19 protein-coding genes are annotated in these 21324 nt (G+C 59.3%); 16 read left to right on the top strand and 3 right to left on the bottom strand.

From position 1 onward, the window contains the following. The first annotated feature begins 2 nt into the window (after nt 1-2). From atpG to BS626_RS15790, 13 genes are all read left to right on the top strand, one after another. Nucleotides 3-869 carry a F0F1 ATP synthase subunit gamma gene (gene atpG / locus BS626_RS15850; protein ID WP_075183355.1) on the top strand — a complete coding sequence of 289 codons (867 nt, stop codon included), beginning with the start codon at nt 3-5 and terminating at the stop codon, nt 867-869. Nucleotides 870-941: 72 nt separating this feature from the next. Beyond that, the gene (atpD, locus tag BS626_RS15845) at nt 942-2339 is read left to right on the top strand and encodes a F0F1 ATP synthase subunit beta (RefSeq protein WP_075183354.1); all 1398 of its coding nucleotides are present in this window, start codon (nt 942-944) and stop codon (nt 2337-2339) included. Between the two features lie 78 nt (nt 2340-2417). After that, a complete protein-coding gene (locus BS626_RS15840; RefSeq protein ID WP_075183353.1) occupies nt 2418-2837 on the top strand; it encodes a F0F1 ATP synthase subunit epsilon in 420 nt (139 codons plus the stop codon). Nucleotides 2838-3012: 175 nt separating this feature from the next. Further along, complete coding sequence (gene glmU / locus BS626_RS15835) at nt 3013-4383, top strand: bifunctional UDP-N-acetylglucosamine diphosphorylase/glucosamine-1-phosphate N-acetyltransferase GlmU (protein WP_075183352.1); 1371 nt, start codon at nt 3013-3015, stop codon at nt 4381-4383. A 141-nt stretch (nt 4384-4524) separates the two neighbouring features. Beyond that, entirely contained in the window at nt 4525-6357 is a 1833-nt protein-coding gene (glmS, locus tag BS626_RS15830; RefSeq protein WP_075183351.1) for a glutamine--fructose-6-phosphate transaminase (isomerizing), read from the top strand. A gap of 204 nt (nt 6358-6561) precedes the next feature. Next, nucleotides 6562-7599, top strand: coding sequence for a phosphate ABC transporter substrate-binding protein PstS (pstS, locus tag BS626_RS15825; RefSeq protein WP_075183350.1), 1038 nt, complete (start codon nt 6562-6564; stop codon nt 7597-7599). A 73-nt stretch (nt 7600-7672) separates the two neighbouring features. Continuing rightward, nucleotides 7673-8635 carry a phosphate ABC transporter permease PstC gene (gene pstC / locus BS626_RS15820; RefSeq protein ID WP_075183349.1) on the top strand — a complete coding sequence of 321 codons (963 nt, stop codon included), beginning with the start codon at nt 7673-7675 and terminating at the stop codon, nt 8633-8635. After that, a complete protein-coding gene (gene pstA / locus BS626_RS15815) occupies nt 8632-9519 on the top strand; it encodes a phosphate ABC transporter permease PstA (RefSeq protein ID WP_075183348.1) in 888 nt (295 codons plus the stop codon). Before pstC ends, pstA begins: the two co-directional genes overlap by 4 nt. Before the next feature lie 51 nt (nt 9520-9570). After that, complete coding sequence (gene pstB / locus BS626_RS15810; RefSeq protein ID WP_075183347.1) at nt 9571-10338, top strand: phosphate ABC transporter ATP-binding protein PstB; 768 nt, start codon at nt 9571-9573, stop codon at nt 10336-10338. 16 nt (nt 10339-10354) lie between these two features. Continuing rightward, complete coding sequence (gene phoU, locus BS626_RS15805; RefSeq protein WP_075183346.1) at nt 10355-11089, top strand: phosphate signaling complex protein PhoU; 735 nt, start codon at nt 10355-10357, stop codon at nt 11087-11089. A gap of 118 nt (nt 11090-11207) precedes the next feature. Next, a complete protein-coding gene (locus tag BS626_RS15800; RefSeq protein WP_075183345.1) occupies nt 11208-12443 on the top strand; it encodes an MFS transporter in 1236 nt (411 codons plus the stop codon). Nucleotides 12444-12640: 197 nt separating this feature from the next. Next, entirely contained in the window at nt 12641-13954 is a 1314-nt protein-coding gene (locus BS626_RS15795; protein WP_075183344.1) for an NCS2 family permease, read from the top strand. 142 nt (nt 13955-14096) lie between these two features. Beyond that, the gene (locus BS626_RS15790) at nt 14097-14345 is read left to right on the top strand and encodes a DUF1471 domain-containing protein (RefSeq protein WP_075183343.1); all 249 of its coding nucleotides are present in this window, start codon (nt 14097-14099) and stop codon (nt 14343-14345) included. Between the two features lie 43 nt (nt 14346-14388). Here the strand turns inward: BS626_RS15790 and BS626_RS15785 are convergent, their stop codons facing one another. From BS626_RS15785 to BS626_RS15770, 3 genes are all read right to left on the bottom strand, one after another. After that, on the bottom strand, nt 14389-15126 hold the full coding sequence (locus tag BS626_RS15785) for a 4'-phosphopantetheinyl transferase superfamily protein (RefSeq protein WP_075183342.1): 738 nt from the start codon (nt 15124-15126) through the stop codon (nt 14389-14391). 145 nt (nt 15127-15271) lie between these two features. Beyond that, nucleotides 15272-15862 (bottom strand): malonic semialdehyde reductase, encoded by a 591-nt coding sequence (locus BS626_RS15780; protein WP_075183341.1) that lies wholly within the window; start codon nt 15860-15862, stop codon nt 15272-15274. A 611-nt stretch (nt 15863-16473) separates the two neighbouring features. Continuing rightward, nucleotides 16474-17355: a LysR family transcriptional regulator gene (locus tag BS626_RS15770; protein ID WP_075183339.1), complete on the bottom strand. Its 882-nt coding sequence runs from the start codon at nt 17353-17355 to the stop codon at nt 16474-16476. Between the two features lie 104 nt (nt 17356-17459). On the opposite strand from BS626_RS15770, the gene budA reads away from it, so the two are divergent. From budA to BS626_RS15755, 3 genes are read left to right on the top strand one after another with little or no spacing between them, the layout of a single operon-like run. After that, the gene (gene budA / locus BS626_RS15765) at nt 17460-18242 is read left to right on the top strand and encodes an acetolactate decarboxylase (RefSeq protein ID WP_075183338.1); all 783 of its coding nucleotides are present in this window, start codon (nt 17460-17462) and stop codon (nt 18240-18242) included. Between the two features lie 14 nt (nt 18243-18256). After that, nucleotides 18257-19936: an acetolactate synthase AlsS gene (alsS, locus tag BS626_RS15760; protein ID WP_075183337.1), complete on the top strand. Its 1680-nt coding sequence runs from the start codon at nt 18257-18259 to the stop codon at nt 19934-19936. Between the two features lie 24 nt (nt 19937-19960). After that, nucleotides 19961-20734 carry a (S)-acetoin forming diacetyl reductase gene (locus tag BS626_RS15755; RefSeq protein ID WP_075183336.1) on the top strand — a complete coding sequence of 258 codons (774 nt, stop codon included), beginning with the start codon at nt 19961-19963 and terminating at the stop codon, nt 20732-20734. Nucleotides 20735-21324: the final 590 nt, after the last annotated feature.

Below are 21324 nucleotides of genomic sequence, written 5' to 3'. Positions count from 1 at the left end.
TAATGGCCGGCGCAAAAGAGATACGTAACAAGATCGGCAGCGTGAAAAACACGCAGAAGATCACCAAAGCGATGGAAATGGTCGCCGCCTCCAAAATGCGTAAAACGCAGGAACGCATGGCGGCCAGCCGTCCGTATGCAGACACCATGCGCAAAGTGATTGGTCACATTGCGCTGGGTAATCTGGAATACAAGCACCCTTACCTGGAAGAGCGCGACGTGAAGCGCGTCGGCTATTTGGTCGTTTCTACCGACCGCGGGCTTTGTGGTGGTTTGAACATTAACCTGTTCAAAAAATTGCTGGCGGAGATGAAGGCCTGGGCTGATAAGGGCGTGCAGAGCGATCTGGCGATTATCGGTTCTAAAGGGGTCTCCTTCTTTGGTGCTGTGGGTGGCAACGTCGTGGCCCAAGTCACCGGCATGGGCGATAAGCCGTCCCTGTCCGATCTGATTGGTCCGGTGAAAGTGATGTTGCAGGCCTATGATGAGGGCCGCATCGACAAGCTGTATGTGGTCAACAACAAGTTCAATAACACCATGTCTCAGACTCCGAGCATCAACCAGCTGCTGCCGTTACCGCCAGCAGAGGGTGAAGAAGAGATGCAGAAGAAAACCTGGGATTACCTGTACGAACCCGATCCGAAAGCGCTGCTGGATACCCTGCTGCGTCGTTACGTCGAATCGCAGGTCTATCAGGGCGTGGTGGAGAACCTGGCCAGCGAACAGGCCGCACGTATGGTGGCGATGAAAGCGGCGACCGATAACGGCGGCAACCTGATCAAAGAGCTGCAGTTGGTTTACAACAAAGCTCGTCAGGCCAGCATCACCCAGGAACTTACCGAGATCGTCTCGGGGGCCTCCGCGGTTTAACCAGGTGTATACCCGGCCCTGGCGTCAGCGCCAGGCTAGCGGGGTACTATCGAATTAGGTAGAGGATTCAAGATGGCAACTGGAAAGATTGTCCAGATCATCGGCGCCGTAGTTGACGTCGAATTCCCTCAGGACGCAGTACCGCAAGTGTACAACGCCCTTGAGGTTAAAAATGGTGAGGCTCGTCTGGTGCTGGAAGTTCAGCAGCAGCTGGGCGGCGGCGTGGTGCGTACCATTGCCATGGGTTCGTCTGACGGTCTGAAGCGTGGCCTGGTCGTGACCGACCTGGCTGAGCCGATTAAAGTACCGGTTGGTAAAGCTACGCTGGGCCGTATCATGAACGTGCTGGGCGAGCCTATCGACATGAAAGGCGAGCTGACGCAGGAAGACGGTAGCGCGGTGGAGGTTGCCTCTATTCACCGTGCGGCACCTTCTTATGAAGAGCTGTCCAACTCGCAGGAACTGCTGGAAACCGGCATCAAAGTTATCGACCTGATCTGTCCGTTCGCGAAGGGCGGTAAAGTGGGTCTGTTCGGTGGTGCGGGCGTGGGTAAAACCGTCAACATGATGGAGCTGATCCGTAACATCGCGATCGAGCACTCCGGTTACTCCGTGTTTGCCGGCGTGGGTGAGCGTACTCGTGAGGGTAACGACTTCTACCACGAAATGACCGAATCCAACGTACTGGACAAAGTGGCCCTGGTGTATGGTCAGATGAACGAGCCGCCGGGTAACCGTCTGCGCGTGGCGCTGACCGGTTTGACCATGGCGGAGAAATTCCGTGACGAAGGTCGTGACGTGCTGCTGTTCGTTGACAACATCTACCGTTACACCCTGGCCGGTACCGAAGTCTCCGCGCTGCTGGGTCGTATGCCGTCTGCGGTAGGCTACCAGCCGACCCTGGCAGAAGAAATGGGTGTCCTGCAGGAGCGTATCACCTCCACCAAGACCGGTTCAATCACCTCCGTCCAGGCCGTATACGTGCCGGCGGATGACCTGACTGACCCGTCTCCGGCGACCACCTTCGCCCACCTGGACTCCACTGTTACTCTGAGCCGTCAGATCGCGTCCCTGGGTATCTACCCGGCCGTTGACCCGCTGGATTCCACCAGCCGTCAGCTGGACCCGCTGGTGGTTGGCCAGGAGCACTACGATACCGCGCGCGGCGTGCAGTCTCTGCTGCAGCGTTATCAGGAGCTGAAAGACATCATCGCCATCCTCGGTATGGACGAGCTGTCTGAAGACGACAAACTGCTGGTGGCACGTGCGCGTAAGATTCAGCGCTTCCTGTCTCAGCCGTTCTTCGTAGCAGAAGTCTTCACCGGTTCTCCGGGCAAATACGTGTCGCTGAAAGACACCATCCGTGGCTTTAAAGGCATCATGGACGGTGAATTCGACCACCTGCCGGAGCAGGCGTTCTACATGGTCGGTACCATCGACGAAGCCGTAGAAAAAGCGAAGAAACTGTAATTATCTTCTGCCGGCAGAGTCGGAAAAGCCGGGCTTTTCCGCTTAGCCCGGCAGGGATAGTTCTCCTGGAGGTGTGTTATGGCTATGACCTTTCATCTGGACGTTGTCAGCGCAGAACATCAACTGTTCTCCGGTCTGGTACAGACGATTCAGGTGTCCGGTAGCGAAGGTGAACTGGGCATTCGCCCGGGCCACGCCCCGCTGCTGACTGCCATTAAGCCGGGTATGATTCGCATCGTTAAGCAGCACGGTGAAGAAGAGGTTATCTACCTCTCCGGCGGCGTGCTGGAAGTGCAGCCGGGTACGGTTACCGTGCTGGCTGACACGGCGATCCGCGGTGCTGACCTTGATGAAGCGCGCGCGCTGGAAGCGAAACGCAAAGCTGAAGAGCACATGAGCGGCTCCCACGGCGATGTCGATTACGCCCAGGCGTCTGCCGAACTGGCCAAAGCGATTGCCAAACTGCGCGTAATCGAGTTGACCAAAAAAGCGATGTAAGGCTTGATGTCCTGAATAAACCGGTCCGGTATTTACCCGACCGGTTTTTTTATGCCTGCGCCGGGCCGACCCGCGGCCACCGCAGAGGGCGGCTAATTTTGAGCCGAGAAATATGTGGTAATGTAACCCGGTAAACGCTTTACTTTCTTTTGATAAATTTAGGGCCTGGAGTGTTATGTCAAACAGCGCGATGAGCGTGGTGATCCTTGCCGCCGGCAAGGGCACCCGTATGTATTCCGATCTCCCCAAAGTTCTGCACACCCTTGCCGGTAAACCCATGGTTCAGCACGTCATTGATACGGCCAAACACCTTGGCGCGCGCCGGGTGAATCTGGTTTACGGTCACGGCGGTGAACGGCTGCAAAAGACGTTGAACGACGACAGCCTCAACTGGGTATTACAGGCCGAGCAGCTCGGTACCGGCCATGCAATGCAGCAGGCGGCGCCGCACTTTGCCGATGATGAAGACATTCTGATGCTGTACGGCGACGTGCCGCTGATTGCGGCGGACACGCTGCAGCGCCTGCGCGAAGCGAAACCTCAGGGCGGTATTGGTCTGCTGACGGTCACGCTGGACAACCCTACCGGCTATGGCCGTATCCTGCGCGACGGCGGGGTGATCACCGGGATCGTTGAGCAGAAGGACGCAACGCCGACGCAGCTGGCGGTGCAGGAGATCAACACCGGCATCCTGATTGCCAACGGTGGCGACCTGAAGCGCTGGCTGGCGCAGTTAACCAATAACAATGCGCAGGGCGAATACTACATCACCGACATTATCGCGCTGGCACATCGGGAAGGTCACCGTATTGAGGCGGTGCAACCGCAGCGCGCCAGCGAAACCGAAGGGGTGAACAACCGCCTGCAGCTGGCGACCCTTGAGCGGGTATATCAGCAGGAGCAGGCGGAAAAGCTGCTGCTGGCCGGGGTGATGCTGCGCGATCCGGCACGCTTCGATCTGCGCGGTAGCCTGACGCACGGGCGCGACGTGGAGATCGATGTCAACGTGGTAATAGAGGGTCAGGTGACGCTCGGTAACCGGGTGAAAATCGGCGCCGGCTGCGTGATCCGCAATGCCACCATCGCCGATGACAGCGTGATCAGCCCCTACAGCGTGATTGAAGACGCCACGCTGGACGCGGAGGTCACCGTCGGGCCGTTTGCCCGCCTGCGCCCCGGCAGCGTGCTGGCACAGGGCGCTCACGTCGGCAACTTCGTGGAAATGAAAAAAGCTTCGCTGGGCAAAGGCTCGAAGGCCGGTCACCTCAGCTACCTCGGCGACGCCGAGATCGGTGCCGGCGTGAATATTGGTGCGGGTACCATTACCTGTAACTACGACGGCGCGAATAAATTTACCACCGTGATAGAAGATGACGTGTTTGTCGGATCGGACACCCAGTTGGTGGCCCCGGTGCGCATCGCCCGGGGCAGTACTATTGCCGCCGGCACCACGGTGATGACGGACGTGTCCGCCGCCGGCCTGGTCTACAACCGCAAAGATCAGCAGCTTAAAACCAACTGGCAACGGCCGGTAAAAAAGACATAACAAGGCCTCCGCGAATGAGAGGCTCGCTATAACCCCGGCCCTGATCGGCCGGGGCGCCCCTTCTCTCTACAAGGCTCGGGGCACGATCGGGTACTAAGACAACGAAAGGGGATTCTCCCCGTGAAGTCAGGAATCTAACCTATGTGTGGAATTGTTGGCGCCGTGGCGCAGCGTGATATTGCTGAAATCCTGTTGGAAGGCTTAAAGCGTCTCGAGTATCGCGGTTATGACTCTGCCGGTCTGGCGGTGGTCAATCAGGAAGGTGAGGTCACGCGTCTGCGTCGCCTTGGCAAAGTACAGATGCTGGCGGATGCCGCCGCGCAGACGCCGGTGCACGGTGGCACCGGCATCGCGCACACCCGCTGGGCGACCCACGGTGAACCCTCCGAGGCCAATGCGCACCCGCACGTCTCCGGGCACATCATCATCGTGCACAACGGCATCATTGAAAACCACGAGCCGCTGCGGGCGCAGTTAACTGAACAAGGTTACCGTTTTAATTCAGAAACCGACACTGAAGTGGTGGCGCACCTGGTGCATCGCGAGCAGCAGCAGCACGGCGGTAGCCTGCGTGAAATCGCCCAGCGCGTTATTCCGCAGCTGCGCGGTGCCTACGGTATGGTTATCATGGACAGCCGCGATCCCTCCACGCTGGTGGCCGCCCGCTCCGGCAGCCCGCTGGTGATTGGCCGCGGCGTTGGGGAAAACTTTATTGCCTCCGACCAGCTGGCGCTGCTGCCGGTTACCCGGCGCTTTGTCTATCTGGAAGAGGGCGATATCGCCGAAGTGACCCGTCGCGATCTGAGCATTTTCGATCGCCGCGGTGCCGCGGTGCAGCGTCAGGAGATTGAGTCCAGCGTGCAATATGACGCCGGTGATAAAGGCCTCTACCGCCACTACATGCAGAAAGAGATTTTTGAACAGCCAAATGCGCTGAAAAACACCCTCAGCGGGCGTTTCAGCCACGGTGAAGTCGATCTCTCCGAGCTGGGCCCGGACGCCGATGCCCTGCTGGCGAAAGTGGAACATATCCAAATCGTGGCCTGCGGCACCTCCTACAACTCCGGGATGGTCTCACGCTACTGGTTTGAGGCGCTGGCCAACGTGCCGTGCGACGTTGAAATCGCGTCGGAATTCCGCTATCGCAAATCTGCCGTGCGCCGTAACAGCCTGCTGATCACGCTGTCACAGTCGGGTGAAACCGCCGATACGCTGGCCGCGCTGCGCCTGTCGAAAGAGCTGGGCTACCTTGGCTCACTGGCTATCTGTAACGTGGCTGGCTCATCGCTGGTACGTGAATCCGATCTGGCGCTGATGACCAAAGCCGGCACCGAAATCGGCGTGGCGTCCACCAAAGCCTTCACCACGCAGCTGACCGTTCTGCTGATGCTGGTGGCGAAAATCGGCCGCCTCAACGGCATGCCGGCGCAGCAGGAGCGCGATATTGTGCACGCTCTGCAGGCGCTGCCCAGCCGCATCGAAGCCATGCTGTCGCAGGACAAGCTGATTGAAACGCTGGCGGAGGACTTCTCTGACAAGCACCATGCGCTGTTCCTCGGTCGCGGCGATCAGTACCCGATTGCGATGGAAGGGGCGTTGAAGCTGAAAGAGATCTCCTACATTCACGCCGAAGCCTATGCCGCCGGTGAGCTGAAGCACGGTCCGCTGGCGCTGATTGACGCCGATATGCCGGTGATCGTGGTGGCGCCAAACAACGAACTGCTGGAGAAGCTGAAGTCGAACATTGAAGAGGTGCGCGCGCGCGGCGGTTTGCTGTATGTGTTTGCCGATCGCGATGCCGGCTTCAGCGACAGCGACGGGATGCGCATCATTCCGCTGCCGCACGTGGAAGAGGTGATTGCGCCGATCTTCTACACCGTGCCGCTGCAGATGCTCTCCTATCACGTCGCGCTGATCAAGGGCACCGACGTTGACCAGCCGCGTAACCTGGCGAAGTCGGTGACGGTCGAGTAACCTCGCTCTCCTTCGGTTTGACCCGCCCGGCCCGCCTTTGCGCGGCCGGGTTTTTTATTCCCGCCCTCCGCCATACGATCCGCTGTCATAAAACTGTCATATGGTGGACATTTAACTGTCACCAAACTGTCCTATTTTCCCTCCAGCAGCAATACTCAAATAATCACCTGAACCACACTGACGCTTAACTCCCCCGGAGGGAACATGACACTGAAGCAAAGCACCGTAGCGCGACTTATTGCCGCAGCCGTTTCATTTAGCGCTGTGTCTGTCTTCGCGGCAAACCTGACCGGCGCGGGTGCGACCTTCCCGGCACCGATCTACAACAAGTGGGCCGATACCTACCAAAAAGCCACCGGTAATCAGGTGAACTATCAGGGCATCGGTTCTTCGGGCGGCGTCAAGCAGATCAACGCCAAAACGGTCGACTTCGGGGCGTCAGATGCGCCGCTGAAGGAAGAGGATTTGGCGAAAGGCGGCCTGTTCCAGTTTCCGACGGTGATTGGCGGCGTAGTACTGGCCGTCAATATTCCGGGCATCAAATCAAACCAGCTGGTGCTGGACGGTAAAACGCTGGGGGATATCTATCTCGGCAACGTGAAAAAGTGGAACGATCCGGCGATTACTAAACTCAACCCGGGCGTGACCCTGCCGGAGACCAATATCAACGTGGTGCGCCGCGCTGACGGTTCCGGTACCTCCTTTGTCTTCACCAGCTATCTGACAAAGGTGAACGCCGACTGGGCCAGCAAAGTGGGTAAAGGCAACACCGTCAACTGGCCGACGGGCCTCGGTGGAAAGGGCAATGACGGCGTAGCGGCTTTTGTGCAGCGCCTGCCGGGGTCGATTGGCTACGTAGAGTACGCCTACGCCAAGCAAAATAATCTCGCCTATACCAGACTGGTGGATGCCGACGGTAAAGCGGTTTCGCCAACCGAAACCTCGTTCAGCAACGCGGCAAAAGGCGCCGACTGGAGCAAAACCTTTGCTCAGGACCTGACCAACCAGAAGGGCGACAATGTGTGGCCGATCACCTCAACTACCTTCATCCTGATGCACAAGCAGCAGGCAAAGCCGGAGCAGGCGAAGGCCGTGCTGACATTCTTCGACTGGGCGTATAAAGACGGTGCCAAAGAGGCTAACGCGCTGGACTACGCGACCCTGCCGGCGGAAGTGACCGAGCAGATCCGCGCCGCGTGGAAAACCAACATTAAAGACAGTGCCGGTAACGCCCTGTACTAAGCGTTCCCTGCTGCCCGTTTTGACTGACGGACGGGCAGCAACGGGTTGACCCCCCCTGACTATCGAGACTGTTATGGCTGCAAGTAAGCCGACGTTTAAAGCCCCGGGTAAGTATGGTGATATCCTGTTCAGCGCGCTGGTCAAACTGGCGGCGCTGACGGTGCTGTTGCTGATGGCCGGCATTATCGTTTCCCTGATCATTTCCGCCTGGCCGAGTATCGACAAATTCGGCCTGCGTTTCCTGTGGACCAAAACCTGGGATGCACCGAACGAAGAGTTCGGGGCACTGGTGCCGATCTACGGCACGCTGGTGACCTCGCTTATCGCACTGATCATTGCGGTACCGGTCAGCTTTGGTATTGCGCTATTTCTTACCGAACTGGCTCCCGGCTGGCTACGTCGCCCGCTGGGCACTGCCATTGAGCTGCTGGCGGCGATCCCCAGCATCGTGTACGGCATGTGGGGGCTGTTTATTTTTGCCCCGCTGTTTGCCGAATATTTTCAGACCCCGGTGGGCGATGTACTTTCCGGTATTCCCATTGTGGGTGCGTTGTTCGCCGGACCGGCCTTCGGTATCGGGATTCTGGCCGCCGGGGTAATCCTGGCAATCATGATAATCCCCTACATTGCCTCGGTGATGCGCGATGTGTTTGAGCAGACACCGGTGATGATGAAGGAGTCCGCCTACGGCATTGGCTGCACCACCTGGGAGGTGATCTGGCGTATCGTACTGCCCTACACCAAAAACGGAGTAATCGGCGGCATCATGCTCGGCCTGGGGCGCGCGCTGGGGGAGACCATGGCGGTGACCTTTATCATCGGTAACACCTACCAGCTCGACAGCGTATCGCTGTATATGCCGGGTAACAGTATTACTTCGGCGCTGGCCAACGAATTTGCCGAAGCAGAGTCCGGCCTGCATACCGCCGCGCTGATGGAGCTGGGGCTGATTCTGTTTGTTATCACCTTTATCGTCCTGGCGATTTCGAAGCTGCTGATCCTCCGCCTGGCGAAGAATGAAGGAGCGCGCTCATGACCACGCTGGAACAGCAGGCCCGTCAGGCGCTGAACGCCTCGCGACGTAAACGGCAGGCGCGCCGCCGCACCCGCAACCGCATTGCGTTGACGCTGTCGATGCTGACCATGGCCTTCGGCCTGTTCTGGCTGGTATGGATCTTGCTGACCACCTTCACCAAGGGCATTGACGGCATGTCGCTGTCGCTGTTTACCGAAATGACCCCGCCGCCGAATACCGCGGGGGGCGGTCTGGCTAACGCGATGGTCGGCAGCGGTCTGCTGATCCTGTGGGCGACGGTTATCGGCACGCCGTTGGGGATCATGGCCGGAATTTACCTGGCGGAGTACGGCCGGAAGTCCTGGCTTGCCGAGGTGATCCGCTTTATCAACGATATTCTGCTGTCGGCCCCGTCGATTGTGGTTGGGCTGTTTGTTTACACGCTGGTGGTGGCGAAAATGCAGCACTTCTCCGGCTGGGCCGGGGTGATAGCGCTGGCGCTACTGCAGATTCCGATCGTTATCCGCACCACCGAGAATATGTTGAAGCTGGTACCCGACAGCCTGCGCGAAGCCAGCTACGCGCTGGGCACGCCGAAGTGGAAGATGATCTCCGCCATCACGCTGAAAGCCTCGGTCTCCGGGATCATCACCGGCGTGCTGCTGGCGGTGGCGCGCATCGCCGGCGAAACCGCACCGCTGCTGTTCACCGCGCTGTCGAACCAGTTCTGGAGCACCGACATGATGCAGCCGATCGCCAACCTGCCGGTAACCATCTTTAAATTCGCCATGAGCCCGTTCAGCGAGTGGCAAAGCCTGGCCTGGGCCGGCGTACTGATCATTACCCTGTGCGTGCTGATGCTGAATATCCTGGCGCGGGTGATTTTCACCAAGAGCAAACACTAATTTATCGGCGCGGCGGTGACGCGGCGCCGGCTAGCAGAGAAGAGACAACGTATGGCTACTCAGACCCCCGGAATACTGCAGGTTCGCGATCTGAACTTCTACTACGGGAAATTCCACGCGCTGAAAAACATCAATCTGGAGATTGCGAAAAACCAGGTCACCGCCTTTATCGGCCCGTCCGGCTGCGGTAAATCGACCCTGCTGCGTACCTTCAACAAAATGTACTCGCTCTATCCGGAGCAGCGCGCCGAAGGTGAGATCCTGCTGGATGGGGACAATATTCTTACCGCCAGTCAGGATATCGCCCTGCTGCGCGCCCGCGTGGGCATGGTCTTTCAGAAGCCGACGCCGTTTCCGATGTCCATTTACGACAATATTGCTTTTGGCGTGCGGCTGTTTGAAAAGCTGTCGCGGGCCGATATGGATGAGCGCGTGCAGTGGGCGCTGAGTAAGGCGGCGCTGTGGAATGAAACCAAAGATAAGCTGCACCAAAGCGGATACAGCCTCTCCGGTGGCCAGCAGCAGCGCCTGTGTATTGCCCGCGGTATCGCTATCCGCCCGGAGGTCCTGCTGCTGGATGAGCCCTGCTCGGCGCTGGATCCGATCTCCACCATGCGCATTGAAGAGCTGATCTCCGAGCTGAAGCAGGATTACACGGTGGTGATTGTCACGCACAATATGCAGCAGGCGGCGCGCTGTTCTGACCACACCGCCTTTATGTATCTGGGGGAGCTGATTGAATTTACCGATACCGATACGCTGTTTACCAAACCTGCACAGAAGCAGACCGAAGACTATATCACCGGCCGCTACGGCTGATTGACGGGAGAACCTCATGGACAATCTGAATCTGAATAAGCACATCTCCGGTCAGTTTAATGCCGAGCTGGAGCACATCCGCACCCAGGTGATGACCATGGGCGGCATGGTAGAAAAGCAGCTCAGCGACGCCATCACCGCCATGCACAATCAGGATGCGGTGTTGGCCCAGCGGGTCATTGATGACGACCAGCAGATCAACATGAAAGAGGTGGAGATCGACGAGGCGTGCGTGCGCATTATCGCCAAGCGCCAGCCCACCGCCAGCGATCTGCGGCTGGTGATGGCGATCATCAAAACCATCTCCGAACTGGAGCGTATCGGCGACGTGGCCGAGAAAATCAGCCGCACCGCGCTGGAAAAGTTTACTCAGCAGCAGCAGCCGCTGCTGGTCAGCCTTGAGTCGCTTGGCCGCCACACGGTACAGATGCTGCACGACGTGCTGGACGCCTTCGCGCGCATGGATCTCGACGAGGCGATTGAGATCTATCGCGAAGATAAAAAAGTCGATCAGGAGTACGAAGGTATCGTTCGCCAGCTGATGACCTACATGATGGAAGATCCGCGCACCATTCCCAGCGTGCTCACCGCGCTGTTCTGCGCGCGGGCGATTGAGCGCATCGGCGATCGCTGCCAAAACATCTGCGAAATTATCTTCTATTTTGTTAAAGGTCAGGATTTCCGCCACGTCGGCGGCGATAAGCTCGATCAGCTGCTGGCCGGCGACGACGGGACTAACAATCCGGCGTAGCGCGGTTATTTGCCTCCGGCGGGCGCCGCCCCGCCTGTTTCTCTCTCCCCCTTTCCCTGGTATCCCGCGGCAGGCGAACTTATAATCGCCGCACTTACTATTTTCAGGGAAAAGAATCATGACTCACCCCACGTCAGCCCCGGGCGCCACGCCCGGTAAAGCGATGCTGGCCGCCGTCAGCGGCTATGCGATGGACGGCTTCGACCTGCTGATCCTCGGTTTTATGCTGCCGGCGATCGCCGTTTCACTGTCGCTCAGCGCCTCTGAAGCCGGTTCGCTGGTCACCTGGACGCTGATAGGTGCGGTCATTGGCGGCATCCTGTTTGGCCACCTCAGCGATCGGCTCGGACGTATCCGCGTACTGACCTTTACCATTCTGATGTTCTCGCTGTTCACCGGTCTGTGTGCGGTGGCGCAGGGCTACTGGGATCTGCTGGCTTACCGGACGCTGGCCGGAATGGGGCTGGGCGGTGAGTTTGGTATCGGCATGGCGCTGATTGCCGAAGCCTGGCCGCCGCACAAGCGTAATCGCGCCTCGGCGTGGGTCGGTATGGGCTGGCAGCTTGGCGTGCTGCTGGCGGCGTTTATCACCCCGCCGCTGCTGGAGGTCATTGGCTGGCGCGGCATGTTCCTGGTGGGGCTGCTGCCGGCGCTGGTCTCGTTTGTGATTCGCCGCAGCATGGGCGAGCCGGAGGCCTTTACCCGCCAGGCCAGCGAGGCGTCACCGCTCTCCTTCCGCGCCCGGCTGGGGCTGCTGGTGAAAGACCGCGCAACCGCCCGGGCCAGCCTGGGTATTTTTATTCTCTGTTCGGTACAAAACTTTGGTTACTACGGCCTGATGATTTGGATGCCGAGCTACCTCTCCAGCCAGTTTGGTTTCTCGCTGACCAAATCGGGGCTGTGGACGGCGGTCACCGTGGTCGGTATGACCATCGGCATCTGGCTGTTTGGCGCGCTGGCGGATCGCTTCGCACGCTGGAAAATTTTTCTGCTGTATCAGTTTGGCGCCGTGGTCATGGTGGTGCTGTACGCTCAGCTGCGCGATCCGACGTGGATGCTGTTTACCGGCGCCATCATGGGCATGTTTGTCAACGGCATGATTGGCGGCTACGGCGCGCTCATTTCCGACACCTTTCCGGTCGCGGCGCGCGCCACCGCGCAGAATGTGCTGTTTAACCTGGGGCGCGGCGTCGGCGGCTTCGGCCCGCTGGTGATTGGCCTGCTGGTGGCCCAGTGGTCATTCGTGGCCGCCATCACCCTGCTGGCGCTTATTTACCTGTTGGATATTCTCGCCACCCTGTTTCTGCTTCCGAAACAGCAGGGAGGAGAGGATACGCTGGGGGCGATCGGCTAAGCCGCCGGCGCCTGCTGACCCGCGTCGTTTTGGCGCGGGTACCCTGGCGAAGCCGTGCCGTCAAACTGCCCTGACTCGCGGCTATCGCACGGCAATCGGCAAAGCCAACGCGGTGAAAATTTCTCGCTGCGCCGCGTCAAAATAACGTTTTTTGCGGTAGGATAACCGCTGACTTTTTCTTCTCTCAGGGCCCTTTCATGACTCATCCGGGTTTATTGCAGCGCGTGTTCAAATTGCAGGAGCACGGTACGACGGTGCGTACCGAAGTGATCGCCGGAATTACGACCTTCCTGACCATGGTGTATATCGTCTTTGTTAACCCGCAGATCCTCGGCGTCGCCGGCATGGATACCCGGGCGGTGTTTGTCACCACCTGTCTGATTGCTGCCTTCGGCAGTATTTTAATGGGGCTGGTGGCCAACCTGCCGGTGGCGCTGGCGCCAGCGATGGGGCTGAATGCCTTTTTCGCCTTTGTGGTCGTGGGCGCGATGGGCGTCTCCTGGCAGGTCGGCATGGGCGCGATCTTTTGGGGGGCGGTGGGGCTGCTGCTGTTGACCCTGTTCCGCGTTCGCTACTGGATGATTGCCAATATTCCGCTCAGCCTGCGGGTCGGGATCTCCGCCGGAATTGGCCTGCTGATTGCGCTGATCGGCCTTAAAAATGCCGGTATCATCGTTGCGAATAAAGACACCCTGGTGATGGTTGGCGATCTGACCTCACACAGCGTGCTGTTGGGTGCGCTGGGCTTTTTTATTATCGCCATCCTCGCTTCGCGTAATATCCACATTGCGGTGCTGGTGTCGATTGTGGTGACCACGCTGATTGGCATGGCGCTGGGCGACGTGACGTTTAACGGCGTATTCTCGATGCCGACCGGGATCGGTAGCGTAGTGGGCCAGGTGGACTTAGCCGGCGCGCTGAATATCGGCATGGCCGGGATTATTTTCTCTTTTATGCTGGTTAACTTGTTTGACTCCTCCGGCACGCTGATTGGCGTGACTGACAAGGCCGGACTGGCCGATGAGAACGGTAAATTTCCGCGGATGAAACAGGCACTGTATGTGGACAGCGTGAGCTCGGTGGCCGGTTCCTTTATCGGCACCTCTTCCGTCACCGCCTACATTGAAAGCTCCTCCGGAGTCTCCGTCGGTGGCCGCACCGGCCTGATGGCGGTAGTTACCGGCCTGCTGTTCCTGTTGGTGATGTTTCTGTCACCGCTGGCGGGCATCGTGCCGACCTACGCGGCGGCCGGCGCCCTGATCTACGTGGGCGTGCTGATGACGTCCAGCCTGTCGCGCGTCAAGTGGGATGATCTTACCGAAGCGGTGCCGGCATTCGTTACCGCTGCCATGATGCCGTTCAGCTTCTCCATCACCGAGGGGATCGCCCTGGGCTTTATCTCCTACTGCGTGATGAAGCTGGGCACCGGCCGCTGGCGGGAAATCAGCCCGTGCTTAGTCGTCGTGGCCCTGCTGTTTGTGCTCAAGATTGTGTTTGTTGACGGCCACTGATCGCCCGGGGCGGCCAGCGAGGATCACGAAAATGTTAAGCTTGCGTGAGGCTTTCGTCACCGGTCGCTCCTTATACTTACTCCATCAACGGCGAGCCCGCCGCGCAGGCGGGTTCAGACTCTCTTCCTGATGGAGTACGATCATGAAAAAGGTAATGATGTTTGGTGTGCTGCTGGCGTCGCTGGCAGTGGGCATGGCCGGCGCCGCGACGCAGCAAGATACCCTGATGCGCGGTGAGCGCATCGGCACCGTGTCTGCGTCGGGTTCTACGCCAGATGAGGTGGCGATGAAGCTCGCCGAGCGGGCGATGGCGAAAGGGGCATCCAGCTGGAAAATCACTGCTTCGACGCTGGACAACCGGGCGTGGGGCTCGGCGACGCTGTATAAATAGGCGGGCCGTTGCGTCGGGACCCTGGCGTCCCGGCGCCTTCCCTCTAGTAGTGCAGGCTTTTCTCCAGCGGCTGACTGGTCAGGCGCAGCGCGCGGGGACTTATCTCCTGAGGATGCCGCGCAATCATGCGGATTTCCGCCCAGCGTCGCCCGCCCTGATACTCCCACAGGCGCAGCCGGTCATTTTCCGGTGAAAATGCACAGGACCAGACCAGCAGCGTCTCGGCATCAGAGACGACCTGAATCGGCGGTTGTCCCGCAGCGCGCAGGCGCCCGGAGGCCGGATGCAGCTGCAGATGGCGCTCGTACTCCTGTTCACCGGTCAGTTTAAGAATGCTTTGGCGCAGGGTCCAGATTTGCGTCGCGGCCTCGGCCGGATCGCTTTGGGCGTTGATCCACGCCAGTTCGGCGGAGGTGAAGTGTTGATAATGCTGTTCCAGCGTCTGCCGGCTGTGTGCCCGGACGATCTCCATATCCAGCCCGGCGCGACCGCCCTCGTCGGCCAGCAAGACGCCTACCACGTTACCTGCATAGGCAATACTAAAATCCGGCAGAGCCGGATCGCTGAACGCCGGGCGACCGGTGGCGCTGACGGTGAGCGGCGGCAGTTCCGGCATGCCATATACGTGCAGCATCAGCTCGGCCAGCAGCGCCCGGGCGGCCAGAAAGCGACCGCGACGACGTTCAGGTAAACCTTCGCTGCCAACGATCAGCTGAGGCGGCAACCGTCCGGTAAACGCGTGCGGAGAAGGGGGGATCCACCGTGCAAAATGACTTGCCATTTGTCGCTCCGTGATAATGGTCTGTGGAACATCACGGTAAGTGTAAGAATTTTCCTGCCTGATTGCATCTGCTCTAAGGTATAGCCTGGTCATTTTCAGACCAGGCTCAGGTTTTCGCCCTCGGTCGGCCATTATTTCCGGGACGCTAGCGCAGCTGGCAGGCCTGGTCCCACGTCAGGCGCGGCAGACGCGGGTGCAGCTTCTCGTGCAGACCGTAGCCCAGATTTATCAGTACATTGACTCGCCAGCCGCTGTCGGCGAAGAACGTTTCATTGATCTTCTGTGAATCAAAACCCGACATTGGCCCGGCATCCAGCCCCAGGGAGCGGGCGGCCATGATCAGGTATCCGGCCTGCAGACTACTGTTACGGAATGCGGTTTCCTGCGCCAGTTCCGGGCTGCTGGTAAACCAGCTTTTCGCGTCAGCGTGCGGAAACAGCGCCGGCAGCTGGGTATAAAATGCCGGATCCCAGGCTACCACGGCCGTCACCGGTGCGCTCATGGTCTTATCGACATTTCCGGCGGAGAGCGCCGGTTTCAGCGCTGTTTTCGCTTCAGGACTGGTGATAAACAGCAGCCGGCCAGGCGAGCAGTTAGCTGAAGTCGGCCCCAGTGCGATCAGCGCATACAGCTGACGCAGCAGCGCCTCGTCGACAGGTTTATCCTGCCAGTAGCTGTGCGTGCGGGCGTCATGGAACAGGGTGTGCAGTGCAGCAGAATCAACGGCGGACATGATCTTCTCCAGGCAAAGAGCCGGCGATGCGCCGGCGTACCCTCTGTGTTTAACACGAAATCTCGCGCGTCAGAACCCCTTATCCCAGCGCGCTGGCCGGTAAACGGCCGCCGCGCCCGGCGCGGCGGGTCACTGTCCGATCATAGGAATTTCTTTTGACGCTGACTGCAGGCACCGTGACCGGGGTGGCGGCTGGACGGAATATTCATCGGCAGGGTCTGTGGGAAGGGGATACTCTCTCTGACAGACACTGTCACGCAGGAGCCCGCGATGAGAACGTTAATAGAATCGATCGCAGATCTTCTGATTCGGCGGCCGGCGAGCGAAAACACCGGGCGGCGAAAAGGCATCCGTTCAGCCGCCTTGCTTATCAACCGCGATGCAAAAATCAACGTGGCCGATACGCCCGAAGCCGGCCCCGACAGGACGGCAAAACACCGCGCTGCCGCTTCGTGATAGCCGTGGCGGAGGCGCTCGCGCAATTCTTGCCGTCGCGGATGCCCCGTCAGGCGGCTCTGCGGAGAGCTGGCCGCCTGCTGCCGGCGGCCCTGCGCAATATGACGCACCGCGTCGATAGTACGTTCGCTGGCAGGGCGGTACTCTCGCCGCTTCGCTCAGGCTTCCTGCATGAGCGCCAGCAGGTGCATGACCGTTTTGGCCGGATGATTGCGCCGCCAGGCGAAGGCGATATCGGTAAACAACGTGTTGTTCTCTATCTCGCAAAACCGCAGCTGGGGATTGTTGACGCAGCACAGGGAGGCCGGCACCAGCGCAATTCCGCCGCCCGCGCTAACCATACCCAGCGACGAGGCGATCTGCGGTGCCTGCTGAAAGCGCGCGGCGGAGAAGCCCGCGCGCAGGCAGGTGCTGACGATCAGCTCATACAGACTGGGGGCCACCTCGCTGGGAAAGATAATCAGCGACGCATCGGCCAGCTGCGACAGCGCCAGGCTGGGCTGCTGGCTGAGGGGGTGTTTGGCGGGCAGCGCAATCATCATCCGCTCGGTGGCCACCACTTTCAGGTTAAATGCTTTACTGCTTTCACACGGCAGGCGGATAAACGCTGCATCCAGCAGCCCCTCCCGCAGATCCTGCATCAGCAGTGCCATATTTTCCTCGCGGGTGATTAGCTCCATGTCCGGATAGCGCGCTTTAAAGCGGTGGAGCAAATCGAACACCGGCGCACCAAACGCCACCGAGCTGGCAAACCCCAGTGACATCTGTCCGCTCATCCCGCGCGCCACGCCGCGCGCCTTCTCCAGGGCATGATCGGCTAACTGTACGATGGCTAAGGCCTCCGGCAGAAAGGCGCTGCCGGCCTCGGTCAGCGCGACCCCCCGGGTGAGCCGCTTCAGCAGCGGCGTGCCGATCTCGTGCTCCAGACGCTGGATTTGCTGGCTGAGCGGCGGCTGGGAAATGCCCAGCATTTCCGCGGCGCGGGTAAAATGTAGCGTCTCGGCCACGGCAACAAAATAACGCAGATGGCGAAGTTCCATATCAAAAACGTCTCAAAGTTTGCAGCTTTCGCTATTGGATACCGCAGGCAATCTGGCCCACCATGATATTAAAACAGCTTAACTATCTATCGATGAGGCAGCAAATGGGGCATTGCGTATCTGAATGTTCATGTGCAGATGAACTGCGGCAGACCGTCACCCGACTGGCCGAAAAATCAGCAGATAAGGTGATTTATCAATCCTCACTGATGAGCGCGCTACTGCACGGCGTCTATGACGGCAAGACCACCGTGGCGGATCTGCTCAGACAGGGGGACTTTGGTCTCGGCACCTTTAACCAACTGGATGGCGAGCTGGTGGCCTTTGATAGTCAGGTCTACCAGCTGCGTGCGGACGGTAGCGCCCGTCCTGCGCGTCCGGAACAACAATCGCCGTTTGCGGTGATGACCTTTTTCACCCCGGACTATCAGCACCGCTTTAGCCAGACCGCATCGCGGGAGGACGTGCATCGGGTCATCGATCGCGTGGTCACGTCAGACAACCACTTCTGTGCGCTACGCATCAGCGGGCGCTTTGCTTCGGTGCAAACCCGCACCGTGCCCTGCCAGTGTCGGCCCTACCGACCGATGCCGGAGATCCTCGGCGATCAGCCGACCTTTACCTTTCGCGGTGACGAAGGCGAACTGATCGGCTTTCGCACGCCACAGTATATGCAGGGGATCAACGTGGCAGGTTATCACGAGCACTTTATCACCGCCGATCGTCAGGGCGGTGGGCATATTCTGGACTACGTGCTGGAGCAGGGTACCCTGACCTTCGGCGCGATCAGCAAGCTGGTGATTGATTTGCCGCAGGACCGCGATTTTCTGCAGGCCGATCTGAATCCTGACAACCTCGATGAAGCGATTCGCTCCGTTGAAAGCTAACCACAGAGGTAATGATGAAAGAGCTTGATACCCGGACCCGCTGGAACAGCGGCGCCGATCTGGTGGTCGCGCAGTTGGAAGCGCAGGGGGTCAATCACGTTTTTGGCATCCCGGGCGCCAAAATCGATAAGGTGTTTGATTCACTGGTCGATTCAACGATGACGCTTATCCCGGTACGTCACGAGGCTAACGCAGCGTTTATGGCGGCAGCGGTGGGCCGTCTGACCGGCAAGGCCGGCGTGGCGCTGGTGACCTCCGGCCCCGGCTGTTCAAATTTGGTTACCGGAATGGCCACCGCCACCAGCGAAGGCGATCCGGTGGTGGCGATCGGCGGCGCGGTCAAGCGTTCGGACAGCGCCAAACAGGTACATCAGAGCATGGATACCGTGGCGATGTTTCGCCCGGTGACGAAATTTGCCGTGGAGGTTACCGACGGATCGGCGCTGGCCGAGTGTGTTGTCAACGCTTTCCGCCATGCGGAGAGCGGCCGCGGCGGTGGAGCGTTTATCAGCCTGCCGCAGGATATCGTTGATCGGCCGGTCTCCGGCACTCTGCTGCAGCAGAAAGGGCGCGTCACGCTGGGTGCAGCGCCCGATGCGCTGATCGAGGCGGTAAGCCGAGAAATTGCCCGTGCGAAAAATCCGGTGATCCTGCTGGGACTGATGGCCAGCCAGCCGGAAAACAGCGCCGCCATTCATGCTCTGCTCAACACAAGCCGTATTCCGGTCACCAGCACCTATCAGGCCGCCGGTGCGGTGAGTCAGGAACATTTCTCCCGCTTTGCCGGACGGATTGGTCTGTTCAACAACCAGGCGGGCGATCGGCTCTTACAGCAGGCCGATTTGATCATCACTATCGGCTATAGCCCGGTAGAGTATGAGCCGGCGATGTGGAACCGCGGCAGCGCTATCCTGGTACATATCGACGTGCTGCCCGCCGAGACGGACAACCACTATCTGCCCGATGCGGAGCTGGTCGGCGATATCGCGCAAACGGTTCGTAAAATCGCCGAGCGGGTCGACGCGCCGCTGCAGCTCAGCAGCAGCGCTGCCGAAATCCTGCGGGATCGTCAGCAGCAGCGTCAGCTGCTGGCCCTGCAGGGAGCGAGCCTCAATCAGTTTGCGCTGCATCCGCTGCGTATCGTGCGGGCGATGCAGGACATCATTAACAGCGATGTCAGCCTGACGGTGGACATGGGCAGTTTCCATATCTGGATCGCCCGCTATCTCTACAGCTTTCGCGCCCGGCAAATCATGATTTCTAACGGCCAGCAGACCATGGGTGTGGCCCTGCCGTGGGCCATTGGCGCCTGGTTGGTCGACCCCACGCGCAAAGTGGTGTCGGTGTCCGGCGACGGCGGCTTTCTGCAGTCGAGTATGGAGCTGGAGACCGCGGTCAGGCTGAAGGCCAATATTCTGCACATCATCTGGGTGGATAACGCTTACAACATGGTGGCGATGCAGGAAGAGAAAAAATATCAGCGCGTGTCAGGCGTCAACTTCGGACCGGTGGATTTTAAGGCCTACGCCAGGGCGTTTGGCGCGGCGGGCTTCTCCGTCGACAGCGCTGCCGCGCTGGAACCGACGCTGCGGCAGGCGATGGAGGTCGATGGACCGGCGGTCGTGGCGATCCCGGTTGACTACAGCGATAACCCGCTGCTGATGGGGCAGCTACATCTCAGTCAGCTGCTGTAATTTCACTTACGTAAGGATAACGTTATGAAAACGAAAGTTGCTTTAGTGACGGGAGCCGGTCAGGGGATCGGTGCCGCCATTGCTCTGCGGCTGGCCCGGGATGGCTTTGCCGTCGCGGTCACCGACTATAATGCGGAAACCGCGCAGCAGGTAGCGGAGCAGATTATCCGCGCCGGTGGTAAAGCGGTGGCGTTGCAGGTCGATGTCTCACAGCGCGATCGGGTCTTTCGCGCGGTGGAAGAAGCGCGGCATGCGCTGGGCGGTTTTGATGTCATCGTCAATAACGCCGGCGTCGCGCCCTCTACGCCGATCGAGACGATCACCGAAGAGGTGGTGGATAAGGTTTATAACATCAATGTGAAAGGGGTTATCTGGGGAATGCAGGCGGCCATTCAGGCGTTTAAGGCTGAAGGTCATGGCGGTAAGATCATCAATGCCTGCTCACAGGCCGGCCACACCGGTAACCCCGATCTGGCGGTCTACAGCTCCAGCAAGTTTGCCGTGCGCGGCCTGACGCAAACCGCCGCCCGCGATCTGGCTGCCGACGGCATCACCGTCAATGCCTACTGTCCCGGCATCGTGAAAACCCCGATGTGGGATGCTATTGATCGGCAGATTTCCGCCGCCGCCGGACAGCCGGCTGGGTATGGTACCCAGGCATTCGCTAAACGCATCACCCTTGGTCGCCTGTCTGAGCCGGAAGATGTCGCCGCCTGTGTGGCCTTTCTTGCCGGTCCGGACTCCGACTATATGACCGGGCAATCGCTGCTGATTGATGGCGGCATGGTCTTTAACTAAGCCTGTTCGCGGCGCGCGATCTCGCGCCGCTTCTTATCTGTGATCAACGCACAGCTGCCTCTACTTCTGGCGATTTTCCATTGGTTAAATGGGGTCTTTAACTATCAGTGACACACTGAACAAGCCCCGGAAATCTGGAGGGGCCTTCCTGTCTGACCGAAATCCTCTGCCACGCGGCATACGATGTGTCGCGGATATCTTTTCCCTTCAGCCAGGTTTTCGTTGCCTCATTAGCCGGAGGAACCCGCATGCTGCGGTTAGGTCCGGCGAGGTAATAATAAAGCTCATGCAGGATCGATGACATCGTCTATGCATTTGTGAAGGGCTATCATCTGGTGGGGGCAGGGATGATGCGGGTCGGGGGAGAGCCGTTGCCTCATGAGGCTGCATCATCATTGTACGAAGCGGCAGACGTTTGCTTAACTACCTCACAACCAGGGCTGGATCCTGCCTTTTATTAACCGGACTGGGCGAAGGATTATCTGGCGCGTTTTTATACCTGTCATCCAGGCAGGACGTTAACCTTGCCTGCGGATCTCGTTTGTTCAAAACACGCCCGTTTACCGTGCGGCCGCTTCTCACATTGATCC

The sequence above is a fragment of the Pantoea sp. 1.19 genome, from assembly GCF_001922585.1.
GTDB lineage: Bacteria > Pseudomonadota > Gammaproteobacteria > Enterobacterales > Enterobacteriaceae > 1-19.
Note: the sequence above shows the minus strand (reverse complement) of the source record. Positions and strands in the feature narration are given on the sequence as shown.